Origin of the sequence: Polaromonas sp. UC242_47, assembly GCF_044452385.1 — a bacterium.
In the GTDB taxonomy this organism is placed as follows: domain Bacteria; phylum Pseudomonadota; class Gammaproteobacteria; order Burkholderiales; family Burkholderiaceae_C; genus Polaromonas.
This window is the reverse complement of record NZ_JBIOAO010000001.1, coordinates 4,089,706-4,110,445: the sequence shown is the minus strand read 5'-3', so window position 1 is coordinate 4,110,445 and position 20,740 is coordinate 4,089,706. Positions and strand designations below refer to the sequence as shown.

Genomic DNA, 20,740 nt, shown 5'->3' with positions numbered 1-20,740 from the left:
CGGGACATTATGGACAAATTAACTGCGCGAAAAGCGTTGATCGAACAACGTCTGAACCTGCCCGATCGCCTACAGCGCGCCGATTTGTTGCAGCGGGTGTTGCGGATCTGGCTGATAGGCCGCGAGGACGCGGTGATCGGCGCTTACTGGCCGATCAAGGGCGAGTTCGACCCCTTGCCGGCCTTGTACCGCTGGCAGGAAGACGCCATGCTGGGCGAATCCTTTGAGCCAAAAACACCGTTGACGCCAGATGGGTCTGTGCAGATCGCGACCGAAAGCATGGCCAGCCGCTCGCCGCGCAAGATTGGTTTGCCGGTGGTGGACAAGGTCCATAAAACCCTGACTTTTCACGCCTGGTACCCCGGCTGCCCGATGGAAGAAGACGCCTACGGCATTCCCAAACCCAAGGACACCGAGGTGATTGTCCCGACCCTGCTGTTTGTGCCCTGTGTCGGTTACGGGCCGGGCGGTTACCGCCTGGGTTACGGCGGCGGTTTTTACGACCGCACCCTGGCCACCTTGTTGCCTCAGCCGTTCACCGTGGGCCTGGGTTACAGCCACGGCTGGTTACCCGAGCTGATGCCTGAGCCGCATGATGTGCCGCTGGATACCTTGTTGAATGACGAGGGTGTGGTCTGGCCGAGGTAGTGGCCCCCACGTTCGCTCACTGCGTGTAGCGCTCCGCCCCACTAGGGGGCCGCTGCGCCTGCGGCCCGGCGGAGCCGGTTCCGCGGCCCTGGCTTGCATGAATAGCCCCACGCGCGCTGCGCGTCGCGCTCAATCGATGTTATCCACCGTGTCCGGGTCCGGCATATCGCCGATCGCCTGGCGGGTCAACGCCCCCTGGACCTGCAGCCAGTCGCAAAACGCCTTGACCTCGGGCCGGGCCGCGCTGCGGCTGCCGACGATTAACCAGTAGGCCATGGGCGAGTCCAGCCGCAAGTGGGGCAGCGGCTCGATCAGGTCGCCCGAGGCCAGGCTTTCGGCAATCAGCGGCAGGCGGGCCAGCACCACGCCTTGGCCGGTCAGCGCCGCCTGCACCATCTGGTAGGCGTAGTTGAAATACAGCCAGCGTTTGCCTTCCAGCTTGGGTGTGCCCTGGACCTCCAGCCAGCGTCGCCAGGTCAGCCACTCCATATGGGTGGCGTGGGAGTCACCCGCCTCGATCAATGCAAACTGGGCCAGGTCTTCGGGCTTTTTCAGGCGCGGACTGCTTTTGAGCAGCCAGGGGCTGGCCACCGGCGTCAGCTGTTCGCCAAACAGGCGGATCGCGCCTGAGGACGCCATGCGGCTGGCGGGGCCATAACGCAGCGCAATGTCCAGGTCCGAGGTGTCGAGGTCTATCGCCGCGTCGGACGCATCAATCCGGATGTCCATGTCGGTGTTGTCGCGCTGGAAGGCTTCCAGTCGCGGGATCAGCCACATCGATGCGAAGGAGGCAAAGGTGGTGAGCGCGACACTTTTGCGGCCCGCGCTCTGGCGGATCTGCCGCACCGCGCCGTCTATGCGCTCCAGCGAAGGTGTGACGGCACGCAGCAACAGACCGCCCGCGCCTGTGAGTTCGACCGAGCGGGTGTGGCGGTGAAACAGGCTCAGGCCCACCTCTTCCTCCAGGGTCTGGATTTGCCGGCTCACGGCCGACTGGGTCAGGGCCAGCTCTTCGGAGGCGGCGCGAAAGTTCAGGTGTCGGGCGACCGCCTCGAAGGCACGCAACTGGCCGGCTGAAATCGGACGGGAGCGCAAATGGGTTTGGGAGTGCTGCATCGCCGGGGTTTCCGATTCATGCGTTTATGGAATGAATAGCGTAGCGCGATTTCATTGGACTGCCAAGCCCGGGACAACGATCATGCATAGCCTCCCAACGGATTTTTGATGGAGAAAAGCCATGAACCCCCTGAACAAGCACAGCTCGCAATCGTTGACCGGCACAGACGCGGTGGCGGGCTGCTGGAAGCTGGGCGATGGCCGGGCGCTGACCCTGCGGCCGACCGAGTCCGGTGTGTTGCGTATTGCGCATGGCCGGGTGTGGATCACCTATAACCACGCGCAGCAGGACGACGGCGTGCGCGGCGGTGACCACTTCCTGGGCGCGGGCGACGATCTCAAGCTCCTGCCTGGTCAGGTGCTGGTGATGGAGTCCTGGGGCGCGGCCAAAAACTCGGCCGCTTATTTCAGCTGGGACCCCTTGCCCGCCAGCGCAGGCATGGCCATCAGCCCCGCAACGCGCCGCGTCCTGGCCGTCAGCGGCGTGGCTCAGCCGCTGCGTGACTTGCGTGAGGCCCTGGGTTTGGCGACCACGGCGTCGGGCCGCCTGGTCTTGGGGCTGGCCGGTTTGGCCGGGGCCGCCTTGTCGGTGCTGGTCCCCCGGTTTGCTATTGATTTTGTAGCTGGTCGTGGCCGTACTACCTTGGCTACACGTGTTTTCAAGGCACAAGCCAGCGACAGCCGGGCCCACTGCGCCATCAACTGAGGCGACTCCATCGCGTCTTCGGGCGCGCTGTAGTAGTTGAGCCGCATTGGTTTGTTTTTGGCCATATACACAAAAGGCGCGCAGCCCGCCGCTTCAAACAAATGGCGGGTGTCCTCGCTGGCCTTGAGCCAGAGCAGCTGGCCCTGGCCCAGGTCGGCGATCAGCGCAATCGTCAAGCCCTCCGTGCTGATGCCGGCGCCGCCAAACATGCGGCGCGCCGTGCACGGCCCCACGCTGGCAAGCAGTTCGCAGCAGTAGCTGGTAAAAGAAGGATCCGCAGGCATGGCGCTACTTTAGCGTGCGGCGGCCGTGCTTCACAATAGCGCATGGCCAGACCCAAATCCGCGACCCACGAACTGCAACGTGAAGCCATTCTTGATGTGGCCGCCCAATGTTTTGCGCAGCGCAGTTATATGGCTGCCAGCATGAACGACATCGCCGCGGCCTGCGGTACCTCCAAGGCCAGGCTCTACCACTACTACGGCAGCAAGGAAGCCATTTTGTTTGACCTGCTGGACCGCTACACCCAGCGCCTGCTGGCCACCATAGGCCAGACCGAAGCCAGCGCCCAACGCAAAAACCTGGACGACCGCGCCACCTTGCATGAGTTGATCCGCAACTTCCTGGATGAATACGAAACGTCGGCCACACGCCACAGCGCGTTGCTGGGCGACACCAAGTTTCTCGGCGATGTGCAGCGCGAGCTGATCCTGGACCGCCAGCGCGACGTGGTGTCGGCCATGACCCGCTTTCTGCAACGTGCCTATCCGCAACGCATCACCGCGGCCAACCAGACGGCGGTGACCATGATGTTGTTCGGCATGATCAACTGGACCTTCACCTGGATGCGGCCCGATGGGCCCATGAGTTACCGCGCCTTCTCCGAAGAGGTGATTGCCATGCTCGAGCGCGGGCTCGCCAGCTGAGTGGTACTGATTTAACTATTCGTAATAAGTTACGTATAGTAGAATTATTCGACCTAACCACGATTCAAGGCCGACGCTTGTTCGGTCAACTACGGAGACCCCATGTCCAAAGCTTTCGCCTCGCAGTCCGACCTGACGGACAAAATAATCACGTTTGAGCAACTCAGCGCCCACTGCTGGGCCTACACCGCCGAGGGTGACCCGAACTCCGGCGTGATCATTGGTGACAAGTTCATCATGGTCAGCGATGCCACGGCCACACCGGCGATGGCGCAGGATTTGATTGCCCGCATCCGCACGGTCAGCGACAAACCCATCAAATACGTGTTGCTGACCCACTACCACGCGGTGCGTGTGTTGGGCGCCAGCGCCTACATCGCCGAAGGCGCGACCGAAGTGATCGCCAGCCAGGGCACCCACGAACTGATCATTGAACGCGGCGCCGAAGATATGCAAAGCGAAATGGAGCGTTTCCCGCGCCTGTTCCGCAATGCCGAAAGTGTGCCCGGCCTGACCTGGCCCACGATGGTGATTGCCGGCGGCGACCCGGTCCAAGGCGAAGTGCCCGGCAAGCTGGTGGTGGATTTGGGCGGCGTCCGGGTGCAGATCTGGCATCCCGGCCCGGGCCACACCCGCGGCGACACCATTGCCTGGGTCGAAGAAGAAAAAGTGCTGTTCTCCGGCGACCTGGTCGAATACAACGCCGGTGTATACACCGGTGATGCCCAGCTCGAAGAGTGGCCGGCCACGCTGGAAGCGCTGCGTGCACTCAAGGCCGAGGCCATCGTGCCCGGCCGCGGCGAAGCCATGAAAGGCGCGGCCGAAGTGAACAAGGCGATTGATTACACCAAACAGTGGGTGGAGACCTTGTACCGCTGCGGCCAGGAAGCCGCTGCCGCCAAGATGGACCTGAAAACCGCCATGGCGCATACCCGCAAAAGCATGGACCCGATTTTTGGCCAGGTTTTTATTTACGAACACTGCCTGCCGTTTGACGTGAGCCGTGCTTACGACGAAGCCAGCGGCATCAAAAATCCGCGCATCTGGACGGCCGCGCGTGACCAGGAAATGTGGGCGGCGCTGCAGGCCTGAGTGAACTGATGGGGCCTTACAAACGCTGGCCGGCCAGCGTTTTGACGTCCTGCTCATAACCCTTCAGGGTTTGAACCGCCTGGGCACGTTGCATGGCGCTGGTGCTGTTGTGTAGGGCTGCAAACATCTTGCAGGTGTCGCGTGTCAGTCGGTCCTGGTAGCTGCGGAAGGCCGGATCGGGCGAGTTCAGTGATCTTTCAAAATAGGCCCGGATCGCCGGCTGGGCTTGTTGGGTCGTGGACGGGCTGGCGACCAACGGCGCCAGTGTCTGCAAGGCGTCCTGCTGGCGGCGCTGGTGTTCGGCCAGCGACAGCTTGGCATCAAACACCGATTGCGCAATGTAGCTGCGGATCACCGCCAGCTGTTTGACTTCCAGCGGGCCGTACAAGGTCTCCGCGCGGCTGACGGTCTTTTTCACACGTTTGTCGAGCAGGGCTTGCGGAGAACCCTCCAGAAAGTCGCGCCTGTAGGCGGTGTTGAGCTTGGAGAATTTGCGTTTCAGGTGGTCCAGCTGTTCCGGCGCCAGGGTGGGGGCCAGCTCGCTCACCACCGCTTCGCTGCGCTCCGAAATCGCCAGCAGTTTGCCGCGCACGTCCTCGACCAGGCTGCAGACCTGGGTTTCATCCAAGTCACCCGGCAGCAAGGCCTGCCATTTTTTCAAGGCCTCGATGTAGGTCGGCAACTGGGTGTTGCGGTGCCACTGGTGCACCTGGACCAGTTCTTCCCGGACCCGGGTGGTTTGTGTTTCGCTGAAATCAAAATAGCCGTCGAGTTGCCAATACGCCAACTCATGGGCCTGGTTGTAGGCGATTTTTACCGCGCTGCAGGCTTGCAGCAGAAACAGCAGCGCCAGCAGGCCGATAATTCGCCAGGGTTTTCCAAATCGCGCAGCGCGCGCTCCCCCGAAAAAATGCACAGGAAATTTCATGGCAATTTCAGTTCCAGTTGATGTCGTCATCATGGCCGCCGGCAAAGGCACGCGGATGAAAAGCAAACTGCCCAAAGTGTTACACCGTTTGGGCGGCCGTGCGCTGCTCCAGCATGTTCTGGATTGTGTGGTGCAACTGTCGCCGCGCCAAGCGGTGGTGGTGACCGGCCATGGCGCGCCGCAGGTGGAGGCCGGGGTGTCTCCAGGTGCGGGTGCGCTGGCCCTGTCGTTTGTGCGCCAGGAGCCGCAACTGGGCACCGGCCACGCCGCGCAGCAGGCCGTGCCCTGCCTGCCTGACGACGGCATTACCTTGATTCTGAACGGCGATGTGCCCTTGATCGAAGCGACCACCTTGCGCGGCCTGCTGGCCGACTGCGGCGGCACACGCCTGGCGCTGTTGACCGTGGATATGCCAGACCCGAGCGGTTACGGCCGCATTATTCGCCAGGGCGAGGCGGTGCAAAGCATTGTGGAGCACAAGGACGCGTCGGCGCAGCAACACGAGATCCGCGAGATTTACACCGGCGTCATGGCCGTGCCGAATTCACGTCTGAAAAGCTGGCTGTCCCGTCTGGGCAATGACAACAGCCAGGGCGAGTATTACCTGACCGACATCGTCAAGCTGGCCGTGTTGGACGGCGCCGAGGTGGTGGCCACACGTATCGGCGACAAGGTGCAGGTCGACGGCGTCAACAGCCCGCTGCAACTGGCCGAGCTGGAGCGTGCGTTCCAACTGCGGTTGGCGACCCGGCTGATGGAGCAGGGCGTGCGTATCAGCGACCCGGCTCGTTTCGACGTGCGCGGCACATTGGTCTGCGGCCAGGACGTGGAGATTGATGTCAATTGCGTGTTTGAAGGCCAGGTCACATTGGGCGACGACGTGCGGATTGGCGCCAACTGCTGCATCGCCAACGCCACCATCGCCGCCGGCGCGGTGATTCATCCCTTCACCCATATCGACGGCGAAAAGCTCGGTGTGTCTGTCGGCGAAGGCGCGCTGATTGGCCCGTTCGCCAGGTTGCGCCCGGGCGCGCAACTGGGTGCCGAGGTACACATCGGCAACTTTGTCGAAGTCAAAAACGCCACTCTGGCCAAAGGCGCCAAGGCCAACCACCTGGCCTATCTGGGCGACGCCACCGTGGGTGAGCGTGTCAACTACGGGGCCGGCAGCATCACCGCCAACTACGACGGCGCCAACAAACACCGCACGGTGATCGAGGCCGACGTGCACATAGGCAGCAACTGCGTGCTGGTGGCGCCGGTGACCATAGGCGCGGGCGGCACCGTGGGCGGCGGCTCCACCATCACCAAAGACACGCCGCCGGGCGCCCTGAGCGTGGCACGCGGCAAGCAGGTGAGCCTGGCCAATTGGACACGGCCGGTCAAGAAAAAAAAGTAGCCGTGCTCGGCAGCGCCTGCGGGTGTTGCTTGGGTTGCTATTAAATATATAGCTGTTTATGCCCGTTCCTATTGGGCTAGAGGCAGATTTGGCTCAAATTTTGAGCGTTTGACGCTGAAAAACGCCTTCACGTTGCGCACGTTGGCGTCACTGGTGAACAGGCGCTGCGCCAGCGCCAGGTAAGCCGGCATGTCGCGCACATGCACCACCAGCACAAAGTCCGGCCCGGGCGAGACGCGGTAACACTGCTGCACCGCCGCGTCTTGCACGGCGCGGGTTTCAAAGGCTTCGAGCTGCTCGGCGCCCTGGCGGTCCAGCGTGATCTCGGTGATGGCCGTCAGCCCGTGGCCCAGGGTGGCGGCCATTTTTTCCAGCGACAACACGGCGATTTGCCGCTCAATCAAGCCCGCCTCCTGCAGGCGTTTGATACGCCGCAAACAAGTGGGCGGCGAGACATGCACCAGCGCGGCCAGCGCCTGGTTGGACAGCGAGGCGTCACGCTGCAACTGGTCCAGGATGCGCAGGTCGGCGATATCCAGCACCAGGCCGGGTGGGGCAGTTTGTGAATTCATTCGCGATTTGTTGGATGAATATGAAATATATCTATATTGATGATAATTTATGAAATTAAATTACAAAAATAAAACAATTTAGATTATTTATTTTTCATAAGCCTCATTACCATCGGCATTCGTTTTCAATAAAGGCTCATCATGTGTGGCATCGTCGCTTCAGTTTCCACCCGCAATATTGTTCCCATCCTGGTGCAAGGCCTGCAAAGGCTGGAGTACCGCGGTTATGACTCCTGCGGCGTCGCGGTGTATGCCGACGGCCTGAAACGTGCGCGCAGCACCTCGCGTGTGGCGGAGTTGATGGCGCAGGTGAGCGCAGACAAACTTGAAAGCGGCACCGGCATTGCCCACACCCGCTGGGCCACCCACGGCGCGCCGGCGGTGCACAATGCCCATCCTCACTTCAGCCACGGTGCCGGCGACGCCGCCCTCAAGCCCGGCAAGGTGGCGCTGGTGCACAACGGCATCATTGAAAACCACGACGAATTGCGCGCCGCCTTGCAGGCCAAAGGGTATGTGTTCGTCAGCCAGACCGACACCGAAGTGATCGTGCACCTGATGGACAGCCTGTACGACGGCGATTTGTTCGAAGCGCTCAAGGCCACCACGCGCCAGTTGCATGGCGCTTACGCGATTGCCGCGTTTTGCAAAGACGAGCCGCACCGCGTGGTGGGCGCGCGTGCAGGTTCCCCGCTGATCCTGGGTGTGGGCAAGGAGGGCGGTGAAAACTTTCTGGCCAGCGACGCGATGGCGTTGGCCGGCGTGACCGACCAGATCCTGTATCTGGAAGAGGGCGACCTGGTGGACATGCAGCTCGGCAAATACTGGGTCATAGACCGCGAGCACAAGGCGGTGCAGCGCGAGGTCAAAACCGTGCAGGCGCACAGTGGCGCCGCCGAACTCGGCCCCTACCGCCACTACATGCAGAAAGAAATTTTCGAGCAACCGCGCGCCATCGGCGACACGCTCGAAGGCATCAAAGGCATTGTTCCGGAGCTGTTTGGCGACGACGCTTACCGCGTCTTCAAGGACATCGACTCGGTGCTCATCCTGGCTTGCGGCACCAGTTATTACAGCGGTTGCGCGGCCAAGTACTGGCTCGAATCGATTGCCGGTATCCCGACCCAGGTGGAAGTCGCCAGCGAATACCGTTACCGCACCTCGGTGCCTAATCCGAAATCGCTGGTGGTCACCATCACACAGAGTGGTGAAACGGCCGACACACTCGCTGCGCTGCGCCACGCCCAGTCGCTGGGCATGAAACACACGCTGACGATTTGCAACGTGGCGACCTCCGCCATGGTGCGTGAGTGCAAGCTGGCCTACATCACGCGTGCTGGCGTCGAGATTGGTGTGGCATCCACCAAGGCCTTCACGACACAACTGGCGGGCCTGTTTTTACTGACGCTGGCGCTGGCGCAAAGCAAGGGCCGGCTCAGCGAGGACGAAGAAGCCGCTCACCTCAAAGCCATGCGCCACCTGCCGGCGGCCCTGCAAGCCGTGCTGGCCCTGGAGCCGCAAGTCATCAGTTGGGCCGAAGACTTTGCCAGGATGGAAAACGCGCTTTTCCTGGGCCGTGGCCTGCATTACCCCATCGCCCTCGAAGGTGCGCTCAAGCTCAAGGAAATCAGCTACATCCACGCCGAGGCCTACCCGGCCGGCGAACTCAAACACGGCCCGCTGGCGCTGGTCACCAGCGCCATGCCGGTGGTCACGGTGGCGCCCAATGATGCGCTGTTGGAAAAGCTCAAGAGCAACATGCAGGAAGTCCGCGCCCGCGGCGGTGTGTTGTACGTGCTGGCCGACGCCGACACCAAAATTGAAAGCAGTGAAGGCATCCACGTGATTCGCATGCCTGAACACTACGGTGCACTGAGCCCGCTGTTGCACGTGGTGCCGCTGCAATTGCTGGCTTATCACACAGCAGTTGCGCGGGGCACCGATGTTGATAAGCCGCGAAATTTGGCGAAATCGGTGACAGTGGAGTGAGTGGTTTTTCGCGGTCTATTTCTTGTTCTGCGCAATTAAAGTCGTAAACAGGTTATTAAAGTCGTAAACACGGCTCTAGCATCCATGCGGGTTTGCGGGGCGTTGGATTTTGGAGACGATTTCCTAAAATCGTAAACACACGGGGCAAGAGAGCAATGCGAACGGCTTCTGTGCAGCGATAGAACCAATTCGCTCTGTCGTGCTCGAGCCGTGTGCGTCACCACTCCACATGGTCAACATCAGAATTTTTGGGGTTGCTGGTCAACGATTACCGGCACGGATGGTCAACTAGGCCGGAATACGCAGGAGTGATCGGTAAAGCCTTCGTGCTTCTTCCACTTGTAGCCCGTCTGCCAGTGATTCCGTGAGCACAAGGTCAGCACCGATGCAGGCCCTTCAACTGCGCATCAGGATGGCGGCGAGAACAAAGCCTGCCATCCACAACGTTTCGACCAGCAGCAGCACAAAGGGCCGCCAGCCGGCGCGGGCCAGTTGCCTGAAGGACGTCTTCACGCCCAGCGCCGCAATGGCAACGACCAAACAGGCGCGCGAGACGTCGTTGAGGCCAGTTTGCACCGCCGCGGGGACACCGCCCACGGAGTTGATGATGACCAGGGCCACGAACACCCACAGAAACCACGGCACCAGGGCCTGCTTGGCGTCGGCGGACGAACTCTCGCTCGCCTCGCGCTGCCGCTTGAACAGGCTGGACACCACGACCACCACCACAGCCAGCATGGAGACGCGGAACAGCTTGACGATGGTGGCGTAGTCGCCGGTCTCCGGGCTCAGCATGTACCCGGCGCCGACGACCTGGGCTACGTCATGAATGGTGCCACCCAGAAACAAGCCAGCCAGCTCGGGCGGCAGATGCAGCAGCTTGGCAATCAGGGGGTAAATCACCATGGCCAGGGTAGACAGCACGGTCACGGTCACCACCACCATCAGGGTGAAGCGCTCACTCTCCTTGTTGCGCGGCAACACCGCCGAGATCGCCAGCGCGGCCGACGCGCCGCAGATGGCAACCGCACCGCCGGACAACACCGCTTGCGCACGGTTCAGGCCCAGACGACGTCCCAGCAGCACCCCGCACAGCAATGTGGTCACGACGGCGGCGATGACGATGGCCGCCGTGCTCCAGCCCAGGCCTGCAATTTGACTTGCCGTGATACGCGCACCGAGCAGGCCGACGCCCAGTCGCAACACGGTGCGCGAACAAAATTCGATACCTGGCCTGGTGTGGGCGTCATGGCTGAGGTAATGAAAAGCCACACCAAAGAACAGCGCATACAGGAACTGGGGGCCGCCGTGTAGCGTGGACACCAGGGTGGCGGCCATGGCAATCACCCCGGACAAGGCGGTGCCCGGGAGAAGTTGCAGCAGGTGCGGCGGCATCCAAGCGGGGTGGGCGGTATCGGCGGCCGACGTTGACGACTGGAAATTAAACACAGGCAAATCTCTTTCGAACTGCGCATGTGGCGTGCGCGTGGGAGGATGAAGGCCCTCAATGAATTAGATAATAGGTAAAAGTCATGAAGATAAAAAGCGGATAATATTGTTCAGAATGATCGATAAATCAGATCAGTATTCATTCCAGCGTCTGCGCCTTAACCTGCGTCAGCTCGAAGTTTTTCTGGCCACGGCGCGCGGCGGCAGCACACGTGCGGCGGCCGACCGGATCGCACGTTCACAATCTGCGGCCAGCACCTCGTTGGCCGAACTCGAGGCCGCGCTCGGTGTCGAACTGTTCGACCGCATCGGCCGACGCCTGCTGCTCAACGAGAACGGTCGCGCGCTGTTGCCCAAGGCCCAGGCGCTGCTCGAACAGGCGGCCGAAGTGCAAGCCCTGTTCACGGACGAACACGCCGCACCTTTGCGCGTGGCGGCCAGCTTCACGATCGGCGAATACCTGTTGCCAAGCCTGGTGGCGCAATGGACGCAGTTGCACCCCAAGAGCCAGATCCATCTGCGCATAGGCAATACCCGCGAAGTGATCGCTGCGGTGGTGGGTCTAGACGTCGACATCGGCTTCGTCGAAGGGTCGCAGACACATTCCGACTTGGTCGTGCGCCCCTGGCTGGATGACGAAATGGTGATCCTCGCTGCTCCTGGCCATCCGCTGGCGGATCGCTGCGCGACGGCCCGCCAGTTGGCCGAGGCCACCTGGGTACTGCGGGAACATGGTTCCGGCACGCGTCAGATCGCGGATGAATGGCTGCTGAAAAACCTGGGGCAGGTCCGCGTCGGCTTCGAACTTGGCAGCACGGAGGCGATCAAGCGCGTGGTGGCGGCGAGCGACGGACTGGGCTGCCTTTCGCGCTACGCGGTGGCGCAAAGCGTGGCAGACGGGCACTTGATCGAACTGCAGACCCGCCTGCCCAAGGCAAATCGCAAACTCGCCATTGTGCTGCACCGCGAAAAGCGGCTGGGCCGCGCGACCACAGACTTCCTGGCGCACTGCCGCGCCGCCGAGCAAGAGGGCACCGGCTGAGGTACAAGCTGGAACCGAAGCCGCTTGCTGGGTTGCGGTGGTGGCCTCGCGCGTGGCCACCGTCAAGTAGTCGTGCTGATGGCCGACCGCAGCCACATGCCTGGATCTTCCAGGATTCCCGGACTGCTGTGCGACGAAGACCTGCTCGACGGTCAAACCGATGTTGGCCAATGAGCCTGCTAGCCATCGCCAGTCCTTATGGCAACAGAACCCCTAGAGCCCTTGGGTTCTGCTGCAACGTATCTGTATTGGAGCAGGCCAGTTGTCGCGCTCGTTCTCCTATTGAGCACAGCAATTCGAGCGCTCTATCCGCAGCTTTCGCACCTCCGTCCATGTCTCCACGGACGAACAGCGGACGAAGCTCCTCAATTTCTTCCAGTTGCGCGATCAACTCAGGCTCCGCAAGCTTGTACTTGCGAAGGATGCTGACCATGCACATGGATGCATGCACCATGTCTTCTGACACCTGATTTACGCCGAGTTTATGCAGGACAAAGTTGACCCAGTGTGTACCTGCCAGCATGGCTGCCTCAATCCGAATTTCCCAGTCCGAGTCAGTGAGCTTGGCAAGCGATTGTTCAATTCGTTCGGCTTTGTCGCGGTGATTTTCTGGGCTCATGGATGTCTCTCTTGGCGGACCAATGCTTCGTAGACGGTGATTGCTTGCAATAGCGCCAGATTGCAGTCATCGACAATCGTTGGAGTGGGCGTGCGGTCGCCGCGCAAGCAAGGATCACGGTGCTCTTCCAGTGCATGTAATGCTGCTTCCAGGCGCTGGATGGGCTCTGGCATGTCGCCAGGAATGGCGGGCCAGCCGACATGACTGACATCACCCGGACCGCGCAGTTCCCTGCGGTAGCTTCCGTCACTCTGCGGTACGACGTGGACACCGGGGATCGTGGAAAAAACGCGATCTTCACTGGTCAATCCTGTCGCATGCAGCGAAGCGTTCCAGATGTTGGTTCCCGTTGTCAGACAGGTCCAGTACCAGAGTTCAAAGTCTTGCAGAGGGTCGAGTCGATCGCGGAGTTGCAGAAGGCGACCGATCTTGTCAACGTGAGAGGTAATCTTCATGGGCGCTCACTCTGGCTTGATATTTCCGTCTACGACGACCTTCCGCCAGGCAGCCAGGTCATTCGTTATCAATTGCGTGAATGCTTGACGGCTCACAGGCGTTGCAGGCGGGATATTCAGCTCGCGAAGTGATTCCGCGAACTCTGGCTGTACCAACTCATGGTTGATGGCTGCATGCAGACGCTCAAGCAACTCCGTTGGCGTATTCTTTGGTGCAAAAACACCTTGCCAACCCGTGGCGGTAAATGGATAGCCCTGCTCGGAAAGTGTTTTGACCTCAGGCAATTTAGGGCTGCGAGCTGTTCCCGACAATGCGATGCCGCGCAGCTTCCCTTGCGCAATAAAGCCCAACGGCGAAACGACGTCAATCCAGCCGATAGGAATCACGCCGGCGATGATATCCGTCAGCAACGCTGGCGATGATTTATAGGGGACATGATTGATGGTCAGACCGGTTCGTTGCTTGAGCCACTCCATCGTCAGGTGTCCATTCGAACCGATTCCCCAACTTCCATACGATTGATATTTTTTCGGGATCGCTTCGCAGCAGGGCAACCAGTTCAGGGAGCGTCTTCGCAGGCACAGAAGAGTGCACTGCAAGCAGCACGCCACCAACTGCAGAGAGTGCCACGGGCTCCAGGTCGCGCAAGGTTTTAACCGAAAGGTCTGGACTCAGTGCCTCAGACATCACCATTGACGATGCCGTGCTATGCAAAATCGTATAGCCATCCGGTGCTGCAGTTTTAACCGCGAGGCTACCAATCAATCCATTCGCGCCCGTGCGATTGTCTATGACAAATGGCTGGCCCAGTGTTTTTCCAAGGTTGGTGTAGAGCTTGCGCGCCATCGCGTCCAGCAGCCCGCCGGCGCCACCTGGCACGATGACTTTAATGGGACGTGACGGCCAGCTGTTGCCAGCCTGAGCACCAGCCCAATTGCTCACCAGGGATGCGGCCGCTCCGAGGACGAGCGCTCTACGGTTCAGTGATGTCATCATCTATTCCTTCCTTGATCAATGCACATGGGTACGCATCTCCCCGGATGCACCTATTTGACTTTGATGCCCCTGGTACCAGGGCTGCTTGCGTGGAAGTCGAATTCCCGCGCTTGCTGGGTGTAGCTGCATCCGGCTTGTGTCCGCCCAGCAAATGCTGGGCGATCCATACAGCATGTGATGCCAATGCCCCCAGGGGCTTCAGTCCGGCTTGCGCAGGAAGCCCTGGTTGCCTCCCTTGCGATTGGGCGCAAAGCCATTTTCCTGAAGCGTCTGGTCCGCCGTTTCGTAGAAGACACCGATCTTCAGAATCTCGCGAGCCTGCTGTCCTGTCGCAATCGGACGACCAAATTCGCCGGCGATACGCACCAATTGCTTGATCTGATCGACGGAGCTGGCCTTGCCCGTGCGGGTCTGGTTCCAAAGCACGTCCTCAATGCCGCAACGCACGTGCAGGCCCAGGGCCATGCCGATCATGTTGATGGGCAGCACATTAAGCACCGAGCTTTCCACCGTGATCACGGCGTTATCGGGCGCAGCGCGCAGGAAGTTGGCCAGGTTGTAGATATTGGCCTGATCCATGCCGCCGCTGATGGCCACCCAGTTCATCACCAGTGGGCCCTTGTAGACGCCGCGGCGAATCATCCGCTCAATCGTTTCGAAGCTGTTGATGTTGTAGCACTGGAAGGCGCTCTGGATGCCTGCTTTACTCAGACGCCGGATGTGCTCTTCGGCCCAGCTGGGGTTCGAGGGCACGATCATGTCCTTGTAGGTGGCATAGAGGTTCGGGAATCCGCGCGAAACGCCACGGAAATCATCTTCGCCCGCATGCTCGGTCACATTCATCTGTGTGGTGTTGACGGTGACCGTCACCTGGTCGGGCGTAGGCGTGAGTTCGGCCAGCATGTGGCGTGTGTCGTCGCTCAGCCACTTGGCGGCCGAGCCATCATCTTCGGGTGCGAAGCTGATGGAGCCACCCACCTGGATCACCATGTCGGGCACCGCCTTGCGCACCCCGGCGATCAGCTCATTGAACATGGACAGACGCTTGCTGCCCTTGCCATCGGCTTCACGCACGTGCAAGTGCAGCACGGTGGCACCGGCTTCGTAGCAATCCACCGCCTTCTGGATCTGCTCTTCCATGGTGATGGGGATGTCTTCCGGAAAGTCCGAGGGAATCCAGCCCGGCGCATAGGGCGCGGCGGTGATGATCAGGGGCTGCTGGTTCTCAGGATACAGGTGGCCGTCAAGGAAGTTCATGGTGCTGGGTCTCCAAGTGGAAAGGTGAAGGTCGAGAATCTCGAACTGGATGAAAGCTTTGGGATTAATTTGTAGCGAGGAAATTAATCATCTGACTTTGCACCGTGCTTCACTTAACTTTTCATGTCTTTGACTTTGCATTTCATGACAGAAAAGTCTGAAAAAAAAAGCACGCCATCAACAGCTGGCAGGCCTGAATGAAGCCTGAAGCTGTCTGGCTTGGCCGAGCGCTATTGCGCGCCAGTCATGCGGTTTGGACCACTGGGGTAATCTTTTGTGAGGCGGGGGATGCCAGCACGCGGGTCAAGCTCAAGCCGGTGGCGATGCGCTTGCCGGTGATTCCGTTGGCGGCCTGACTGGCACACCGCTAAAAGTTGGCCCAGGGTGAGGCCGACAAGGGCTAACGCACGCCGCAGCTGCGGTAGTTTGCGAAGGCCTTTGCACTGCAAGCTTAGAAATTAGCGTGTGAGAGTTCGTGAATGAAGTCTTCTGCCTGTGGCCACGCGCCATAACCTGAAGCTGGATTCAAATGTCCGACGGCACCGAGTTCGACGAAGCGACTTCCCCATGCTTGTGCAAAGTCGCGGGCCCGTTCGAGACGAGTGAGATGATCGTTGCTGCTCGCTGCAACGATACTGGGGAACGGCAATGCGGCGCGAGGTATCGGTAGCCAGCCATGGCTCTTCAGTTCGTCGTTCGTTGGATAACCCGCCGGCATGGGCGTCTCGAGATCTGCAGGCGCTGCCAGCAGCGCGCCACGGACCCTGCGTGTGGCGCGCTGGCTTGCCCAATGGGCAACCATCATTGCGCCTGCGCTGTGTGCCACGATGATCACTGGCCCATCAATGGCGGCCAAAGTGCTGTCTATGGCATCGACGCGAGCAGCGCAGCTAAGTTTTTCATGCTCGAGTGGCGCGACACTGCGCACCTTAGGCAGCTTTGCTGCAAGCAGCGTCTGCCAGTGGTTAGCTACATATTCACGCAGTCCAGGGACAATCAGAATCGTTGGTGTGATTGAGTTCATGTTGGTTAGGTGTGCAAGAGATCATCCATGATGGACGTCTGTTTTTTTGGACTACGGCGATGTGGCTCACGGAAGGCCCCGGTCTTTGAAAGAAACGACGTGACACCTCAGCGTCAAGATGCGGATTTCCATTGCCTGCGACGAGTTCCTGGAAACCGCGCCTGAGGTGACGTCACTGAGTTTTTTCTTGAGTGCGCAAGTGACTAGTTTTTCCTGGATGGTGTTGCTCCATCGAAATTTAGAGAACCACCGCGGGCGTTGCGTGGAAGTCCTGGATCATGGTTGCGAATCCCTCATCGCAGCGTGGCTCGACGGGCCAAGTGTCATGACAATGAACTGTGTATGCTTGACAATACATGACAAGCAATTTGCATTTCGCGTCAATTTCTCTATGCCAATGTCTTCCCTTGTTCGTGCTGCGTGCCTGACCAACTACAGCGCGGTCGCTCGTGCCTCGGGCTTAACGCCGGCCCGCATGCTCCTGGATGCGGGGCTCAGCCCGAGCGTGCTTGAGCAACCGGATCTCATGATCCCCGTGGACCGTTTCGGGCAACTGTTACAAGCTTCTGCCACCCAGTCCGGGAACGAAAGTTTCGGACTCTGCATGGCCGAGTCACGCTTGTTGTCCAATCTTGGTGCGGTAGGACTCCTGATCCGCGACCAGGCAACCTTGCGCGACTCGCTTGATGTGCTGATGCGTTACCAGGTGATGCTGAATGGCGCCCTTGCGCTGACCATCGAAGAGCGTGACGGCGTGGTCATTATTCGCGAGGAGCTCATGGCTGGCCGCATGCATCAGCCCACACGCCAAAGGGTTGAACTGGCATTGGGGGTCATGGTGCAGTTGATACGCCAGTTTCTGGGCGCCAACTGGCAGCCGCGGCGCGTGTGCTTCATGCACTCTGCGCCGCGCGACCTGGGTGCGCATACACGCTTGTTTGGCCGTTGCGTCGAATTCGACTACGAATTCAACTGCATCGTCTGCGCGAAGGCCGATCTTGATTCTCGCAACCCGTCTGCCGATCCTGCGATGGCGCGTTACGCGCAGCAGTTGATAGATTCTTCAGGGCCCTCGCAGGCGGCGTCTATGCTGGACGATGTTAGACGCACCATCGTGCTGTTATTGCCGAGCGGCCGTTGCAGCATTGAAAATGTGACGGAGCACTTGGGTGTTTTGTGCCGTACTGTCCAGCGACGCCTCGCGGAACAGGAGCAGAGCTTTTCTTCAATCGTTAACGACATCCGCAAGGAACTTGCCGTACGTTATGTCCTTGAGAGCGAACGGCCATTAACAGAAGTGGCCGCGCTGCTGGGGTTCTCTGCGCCGAGCACCTTCTCGCGCTGGTACAAAACACAGTTCGGCAGTAGTGCGAAAGAGAGCCGGGCGGCCCTCGCTGTCGCTCGTCGGCGAGCGGAGCCGCCACGGTCCCGTACGTGACAATTTTCGAGGTTGCACCTGTCGTCTTGAAGGGTTAGCTGATTTAGGCATCTACGCTTTGGAAGCGGTTCGGAATTTTTGCAGACTCATCGAACTTGGCTGGGGATAAAAAAATCCACCCCTGACATTGGCCAAGAGACGTTTGCCGATATGGCGCCGCGGTTGCGCGGCCTGCGTATTCCGCCTGTGCGATGCCGGCCGCGGTGAAGTACTGCCGGCGCATTGAATAAAGATTTTTCTTGTTGAGTGACGCATCGTGCTTCGCGGTGGGCACGGTCTGATGACCGCGCTGTCAGCGCATGGCCATGACAAGAAGGCCTTGATCAACGGTTTCTAAGCTGCTCCCCGTCCTCGGTTCCAGCAAGCCTGTCGATTCCCAGCCAGAGGAACCCACCAAGCTCGGACATTCCCAGTTAAATCCAACCTCAGCACAAACCCTAGTTCACTGCTTACCCAAGTCTTTCTGTCATGAAATGCAAAGTTGAAGACGTGGAAAGCTAAGTCAAATGTGTAGGACGACCAGATGATGCATTTGACGCTTTCAGGCATCAATTGCTTAAAGGAGATAGGTATGCATTTTATGAACGGCGCTCTGCTCTCTGAAAACCAGGCGCCTCTGGTCATTCAATCCGTGGCCTACGGACCGCCATGGCTGTCAGGTGATTCCGACCATATTCCCGTGACGACGACAGTGATTTATCTGGCCATGAGGGCAGGCCGATAAATAGTGAGATCAATCAGCGTTATGCGCTGGATAGAGCGACTCAGGGGTATCGTGATCTTGAAGACCGTGAAAAGAACTGAGTCATTGAAATTTTGAGCGGTAAATTCCATTTTTAAGGTGAATCATCATGATCTTTCATTCATTGAAGCTAAGGATATTTGCGATAGCTATGTTGTCCTTTGTTGCGGCGCTATCACCAGCACAGGCGCAAAAGTGGCCTGACAAGCCCATTCGATTGATTGTCCCTGCGCCGGCTGGCGGCATTGCCGATGCAGTCGCGCGTCTGCTTGCTGAACAATTGCGTGTCAATTCCGGGCAAATTGTTTTGGTGGACAACAAGCCCGGTGGCTCGGCTGTCGTGGCTGAGCGTGCACTCATGAGTGCACCTGCTGACGGCCACACCCTGATGGTCGGGCCATCAAGCATGATGACTGATATACCACTTGCCGTTAAAAAACCATACGATCCAACCAAGAGTTTTACTTACGTCGCGGAAGCTGCTGGCATGGTCCATGTCTTGGTGAAAAACACCAGTTTTCCACCCAACAATATCCCGGAATTGTTGGAATATGCCAAGCTCAAACCCCAGTCAGTCAGCATCGCGAGCCTTAGCCCCGGGAACCGGTCCGATTTTTTGAGCGAAATTCTTCGGGAGAAAAGCAACAACTCTATGGTCGTCGCACCATATAAGGGGTCGGCTCCGGCGTTGACCGACTTGATGGGCAATCACGTCCAGCTGACTTTTGATGTTGTGACGAACGTTGTGCCATTTATCCAAAGTGGAAAACTGAGTGCGCTGGCCGTTGCGTCAGCCACACGCTCCCCCCATCTGCCCAATGTGCCCAGCTTTGGCGAGTTAGGACTGCCTGATCTGGTCATGCCTGATGCTGGCGTTGGCGTGTTTATGCTGAGCAGCACACCCAAGCCGCTTGGCGATCAAATACAGAATGAATTGCAAAAGGTCATAAATTCATCGAAATTTCGTGAAGCTCTGACGGCTCAAGGTTTGGACTATCCTAAAAATGCCTCGATAGAGCAGCTTCGGCAGAGACTGGAAGCGACCACGAACCACAATAAAAAAATCATCGAAAAACTCAAACTGAAGATCAGTCCCAATTGATTCTTCTGTAGGGGTTCTGTGGCGGTTCAGAGATTTGGAATATTTACTGGGAAGCCCTGTCAGAGACAGGAGCCCGGTGGCAGAAAAAGCCGGGTGAATGAATTTGCTCCAGTCATGCAGAAAGCCTCACGCATCTGAGTGAAACGCTGTTCAGTTCAGGACAGAAGGATTCCGTTGAGCCTCCTAGTCTTGAAGTCGCGTGGGGCGGTGCAGTTTTTCATCTGCACGGGCTGTCGTGGCCTTGTCCAGAACAAAGTCAATAAATGCACGCGCCGCACGGGTCTGGTGACGATCAGGCATATACAACATGAACATCTGGGTCCCGAAAATGCTGAGCCGGTATTCGTCCAGCACCGTCAGGACTTCTCCGGACTGTACCGTGTCCAGCACCACGTAATCAGGCACCAGCCCAACCCCCAGCCCGGCCAGAATGGCTTGGCGCAGGAAGGGGAAATGTTCCGAGATCAGCGTGGGCTCCAGCGTGATTTCCTGGCGTTCGTTGCCGAGGTAGGCGGAGACGCGTAATTGCCGGCCAATCACACCGGCGGTGATCAGTGGTGCGGTGCGCAACTGCTCCAGCCGCGTGGGCAGGCCGTGTTCGGCCGCATAAGCACGCGATGCACAAGCCAGGTAACGCACGGCGCCCAGTTCACGCGCCACCAGGGTAGGTGGCGGCTCCGGCATCACCCGGATGGCGATGTCCACCTCGTCGCGCATCAGGTCATCGACGCGATTCTCGAACAACACATCCAGCACGATGCCGGGATAAAGACGCTTGAACTCAATCAGCCAGTCCGACATGACCATCTGGCCATAACCGCTGGGCACGCTCAGGCGCACGCGGCCCTGCAGGCCCTGCCCCAGGGTCGACACCGTTTCCTGGGCGGCAAGCAATTCATTCCGGATACTGAGGCCGTGTTGGTACAGGCGCAAACCGACCTCGGTCGGCTCCACCCGGCGTGTGGTGCGACGCACCAATTGCAGGCCAACCGATCGCTCCAGCTGTGTCAGGTGGTAGCTGACATTGGCCCGGGTCATTTTCAGTTTGCGTGCTGCCTGGCTCAGGTTGCCGGCATCAAGAATCTCGACCAGCAGGGTTAAAGCGGAGGGTTCCATGATTCATATATGTCAAAAGTTATTTGACAGATTGTCAATGATCTATGTAATTGTCAAGAATGATTGATCGAATAACAATCTCTGACTACTTACGTTCTCATCGTGGTTCAAGATCAGGAGACT

General features: G+C 59.3%; 22 protein-coding genes and 1 pseudogene. 10 read left to right on the top strand and 13 right to left on the bottom strand.

Annotated features, from left to right (window positions below):
* Positions 1 to 9: 9 nt before the first annotated feature.
* Complete coding sequence (locus ACHMXK_RS19950; RefSeq protein ID WP_397442261.1) at positions 10 to 648, top strand: 5-formyltetrahydrofolate cyclo-ligase; 639 nt, start codon at positions 10 to 12, stop codon at positions 646 to 648.
* A gap of 129 nt (positions 649 to 777) precedes the next feature.
* Here ACHMXK_RS19950 and ACHMXK_RS19945 read toward each other — a convergent pair whose 3' ends face one another.
* The gene (locus ACHMXK_RS19945; RefSeq protein ID WP_397442259.1) at positions 778 to 1,764 is read right to left on the bottom strand and encodes a LysR substrate-binding domain-containing protein; all 987 of its coding nucleotides are present in this window, start codon (positions 1,762 to 1,764) and stop codon (positions 778 to 780) included.
* A 121-nt stretch (positions 1,765 to 1,885) separates the two neighbouring features.
* Between ACHMXK_RS19945 and ACHMXK_RS19940 the strand changes: the two genes are divergently transcribed.
* Positions 1,886 to 2,470 (top strand): DUF2917 domain-containing protein, encoded by a 585-nt coding sequence (locus tag ACHMXK_RS19940; protein ID WP_397442258.1) that lies wholly within the window; start codon positions 1,886 to 1,888, stop codon positions 2,468 to 2,470.
* A gap of 17 nt (positions 2,471 to 2,487) precedes the next feature.
* Here ACHMXK_RS19940 and ACHMXK_RS19935 read toward each other — a convergent pair.
* Positions 2,488 to 2,679: pseudogene (locus ACHMXK_RS19935) on the bottom strand (TfoX/Sxy family protein); the annotation flags it as partial.
* Between the two features lie 117 nt (positions 2,680 to 2,796).
* Between ACHMXK_RS19935 and ACHMXK_RS19930 the strand changes: the two are divergent.
* A complete protein-coding gene (locus ACHMXK_RS19930) occupies positions 2,797 to 3,396 on the top strand; it encodes a TetR/AcrR family transcriptional regulator (protein WP_397442257.1) in 600 nt (199 codons plus the stop codon).
* 102 nt (positions 3,397 to 3,498) lie between these two features.
* On the top strand, positions 3,499 to 4,488 hold the full coding sequence (locus tag ACHMXK_RS19925; protein ID WP_397442256.1) for an MBL fold metallo-hydrolase: 990 nt from the start codon (positions 3,499 to 3,501) through the stop codon (positions 4,486 to 4,488).
* Positions 4,489 to 4,504: 16 nt separating this feature from the next.
* Here the strand turns inward: ACHMXK_RS19925 and ACHMXK_RS19920 are convergent, their stop codons facing one another.
* A complete protein-coding gene (locus tag ACHMXK_RS19920; protein ID WP_397442254.1) occupies positions 4,505 to 5,416 on the bottom strand; it encodes a DUF6279 family lipoprotein in 912 nt (303 codons plus the stop codon).
* Here ACHMXK_RS19920 and glmU point away from each other — a divergent pair.
* A complete protein-coding gene (gene glmU, locus ACHMXK_RS19915; protein WP_397442253.1) occupies positions 5,415 to 6,815 on the top strand; it encodes a bifunctional UDP-N-acetylglucosamine diphosphorylase/glucosamine-1-phosphate N-acetyltransferase GlmU in 1,401 nt (466 codons plus the stop codon). The two genes, ACHMXK_RS19920 and glmU, sit on opposite strands and share 2 nt — an antisense overlap.
* 68 nt (positions 6,816 to 6,883) lie before the next feature.
* Here glmU and ACHMXK_RS19910 read toward each other — a convergent pair whose 3' ends face one another.
* Entirely contained in the window at positions 6,884 to 7,387 is a 504-nt protein-coding gene (locus ACHMXK_RS19910) for an Lrp/AsnC family transcriptional regulator (protein ID WP_397442252.1), read from the bottom strand.
* Between the two features lie 141 nt (positions 7,388 to 7,528).
* Here ACHMXK_RS19910 and glmS point away from each other — a divergent pair, with 141 nt between their 5' ends.
* Positions 7,529 to 9,376 (top strand): glutamine--fructose-6-phosphate transaminase (isomerizing), encoded by a 1,848-nt coding sequence (glmS, locus tag ACHMXK_RS19905; RefSeq protein ID WP_397442251.1) that lies wholly within the window; start codon positions 7,529 to 7,531, stop codon positions 9,374 to 9,376.
* Positions 9,377 to 9,772: 396 nt separating this feature from the next.
* On the opposite strand, the gene ACHMXK_RS19900 is transcribed toward glmS, so the two are convergent.
* A complete protein-coding gene (locus ACHMXK_RS19900) occupies positions 9,773 to 10,771 on the bottom strand; it encodes a YeiH family protein (RefSeq protein WP_397442571.1) in 999 nt (332 codons plus the stop codon).
* Between the two features lie 169 nt (positions 10,772 to 10,940).
* Between ACHMXK_RS19900 and ACHMXK_RS19895 the strand changes: the two genes are divergently transcribed.
* Positions 10,941 to 11,867: a LysR family transcriptional regulator gene (locus tag ACHMXK_RS19895; RefSeq protein WP_397442250.1), complete on the top strand. Its 927-nt coding sequence runs from the start codon at positions 10,941 to 10,943 to the stop codon at positions 11,865 to 11,867.
* Between the two features lie 196 nt (positions 11,868 to 12,063).
* On the opposite strand, the gene ACHMXK_RS19890 is transcribed toward ACHMXK_RS19895, so the two are convergent.
* From ACHMXK_RS19890 to ACHMXK_RS19865, 6 genes are all read right to left on the bottom strand, one after another.
* Positions 12,064 to 12,486 carry a hypothetical protein gene (locus tag ACHMXK_RS19890; RefSeq protein WP_397442249.1) on the bottom strand — a complete coding sequence of 141 codons (423 nt, stop codon included), beginning with the start codon at positions 12,484 to 12,486 and terminating at the stop codon, positions 12,064 to 12,066.
* On the bottom strand, positions 12,483 to 12,941 hold the full coding sequence (locus ACHMXK_RS19885; protein WP_397442248.1) for a hypothetical protein: 459 nt from the start codon (positions 12,939 to 12,941) through the stop codon (positions 12,483 to 12,485). Before ACHMXK_RS19885 ends, ACHMXK_RS19890 begins: the two co-directional genes overlap by 4 nt.
* Positions 12,942 to 12,947: 6 nt before the next feature.
* The gene (locus ACHMXK_RS19880; RefSeq protein ID WP_397442247.1) at positions 12,948 to 13,418 is read right to left on the bottom strand and encodes a Bug family tripartite tricarboxylate transporter substrate binding protein; all 471 of its coding nucleotides are present in this window, start codon (positions 13,416 to 13,418) and stop codon (positions 12,948 to 12,950) included.
* Positions 13,366 to 13,935 (bottom strand): Bug family tripartite tricarboxylate transporter substrate binding protein, encoded by a 570-nt coding sequence (locus ACHMXK_RS19875; RefSeq protein ID WP_397442246.1) that lies wholly within the window; start codon positions 13,933 to 13,935, stop codon positions 13,366 to 13,368. The genes ACHMXK_RS19880 and ACHMXK_RS19875 overlap by 53 nt, the downstream gene beginning before the upstream one ends.
* A 201-nt stretch (positions 13,936 to 14,136) precedes the next feature.
* Positions 14,137 to 15,195, bottom strand: a complete 1,059-nt coding sequence (locus ACHMXK_RS19870; RefSeq protein WP_397442245.1) for a 3-keto-5-aminohexanoate cleavage protein — start codon at positions 15,193 to 15,195, stop codon at positions 14,137 to 14,139.
* 451 nt (positions 15,196 to 15,646) lie between these two features.
* Positions 15,647 to 16,219 carry an RBBP9/YdeN family alpha/beta hydrolase gene (locus ACHMXK_RS19865; protein ID WP_397442244.1) on the bottom strand — a complete coding sequence of 191 codons (573 nt, stop codon included), beginning with the start codon at positions 16,217 to 16,219 and terminating at the stop codon, positions 15,647 to 15,649.
* A gap of 397 nt (positions 16,220 to 16,616) precedes the next feature.
* Here ACHMXK_RS19865 and ACHMXK_RS19860 point away from each other — a divergent pair, with 397 nt between their 5' ends.
* Positions 16,617 to 17,657, top strand: coding sequence for an AraC family transcriptional regulator (locus ACHMXK_RS19860; protein ID WP_397442570.1), 1,041 nt, complete (start codon positions 16,617 to 16,619; stop codon positions 17,655 to 17,657).
* A 43-nt stretch (positions 17,658 to 17,700) separates the two neighbouring features.
* On the opposite strand, the gene ACHMXK_RS19855 is transcribed toward ACHMXK_RS19860, so the two are convergent.
* Positions 17,701 to 17,931 carry a hypothetical protein gene (locus tag ACHMXK_RS19855; RefSeq protein ID WP_397442243.1) on the bottom strand — a complete coding sequence of 77 codons (231 nt, stop codon included), beginning with the start codon at positions 17,929 to 17,931 and terminating at the stop codon, positions 17,701 to 17,703.
* A 297-nt stretch (positions 17,932 to 18,228) separates the two neighbouring features.
* On the opposite strand from ACHMXK_RS19855, the gene ACHMXK_RS19850 reads away from it, so the two are divergent.
* Positions 18,229 to 18,381: a hypothetical protein gene (locus ACHMXK_RS19850; protein ID WP_397442242.1), complete on the top strand. Its 153-nt coding sequence runs from the start codon at positions 18,229 to 18,231 to the stop codon at positions 18,379 to 18,381.
* A gap of 127 nt (positions 18,382 to 18,508) precedes the next feature.
* The gene (locus ACHMXK_RS19845) at positions 18,509 to 19,501 is read left to right on the top strand and encodes a Bug family tripartite tricarboxylate transporter substrate binding protein (RefSeq protein WP_397442241.1); all 993 of its coding nucleotides are present in this window, start codon (positions 18,509 to 18,511) and stop codon (positions 19,499 to 19,501) included.
* 183 nt (positions 19,502 to 19,684) lie between these two features.
* Here the strand turns inward: ACHMXK_RS19845 and ACHMXK_RS19840 are convergent, their stop codons facing one another.
* Positions 19,685 to 20,617: a LysR family transcriptional regulator gene (locus tag ACHMXK_RS19840; RefSeq protein ID WP_397442240.1), complete on the bottom strand. Its 933-nt coding sequence runs from the start codon at positions 20,615 to 20,617 to the stop codon at positions 19,685 to 19,687.
* Positions 20,618 to 20,740 lie beyond the last annotated feature (123 nt).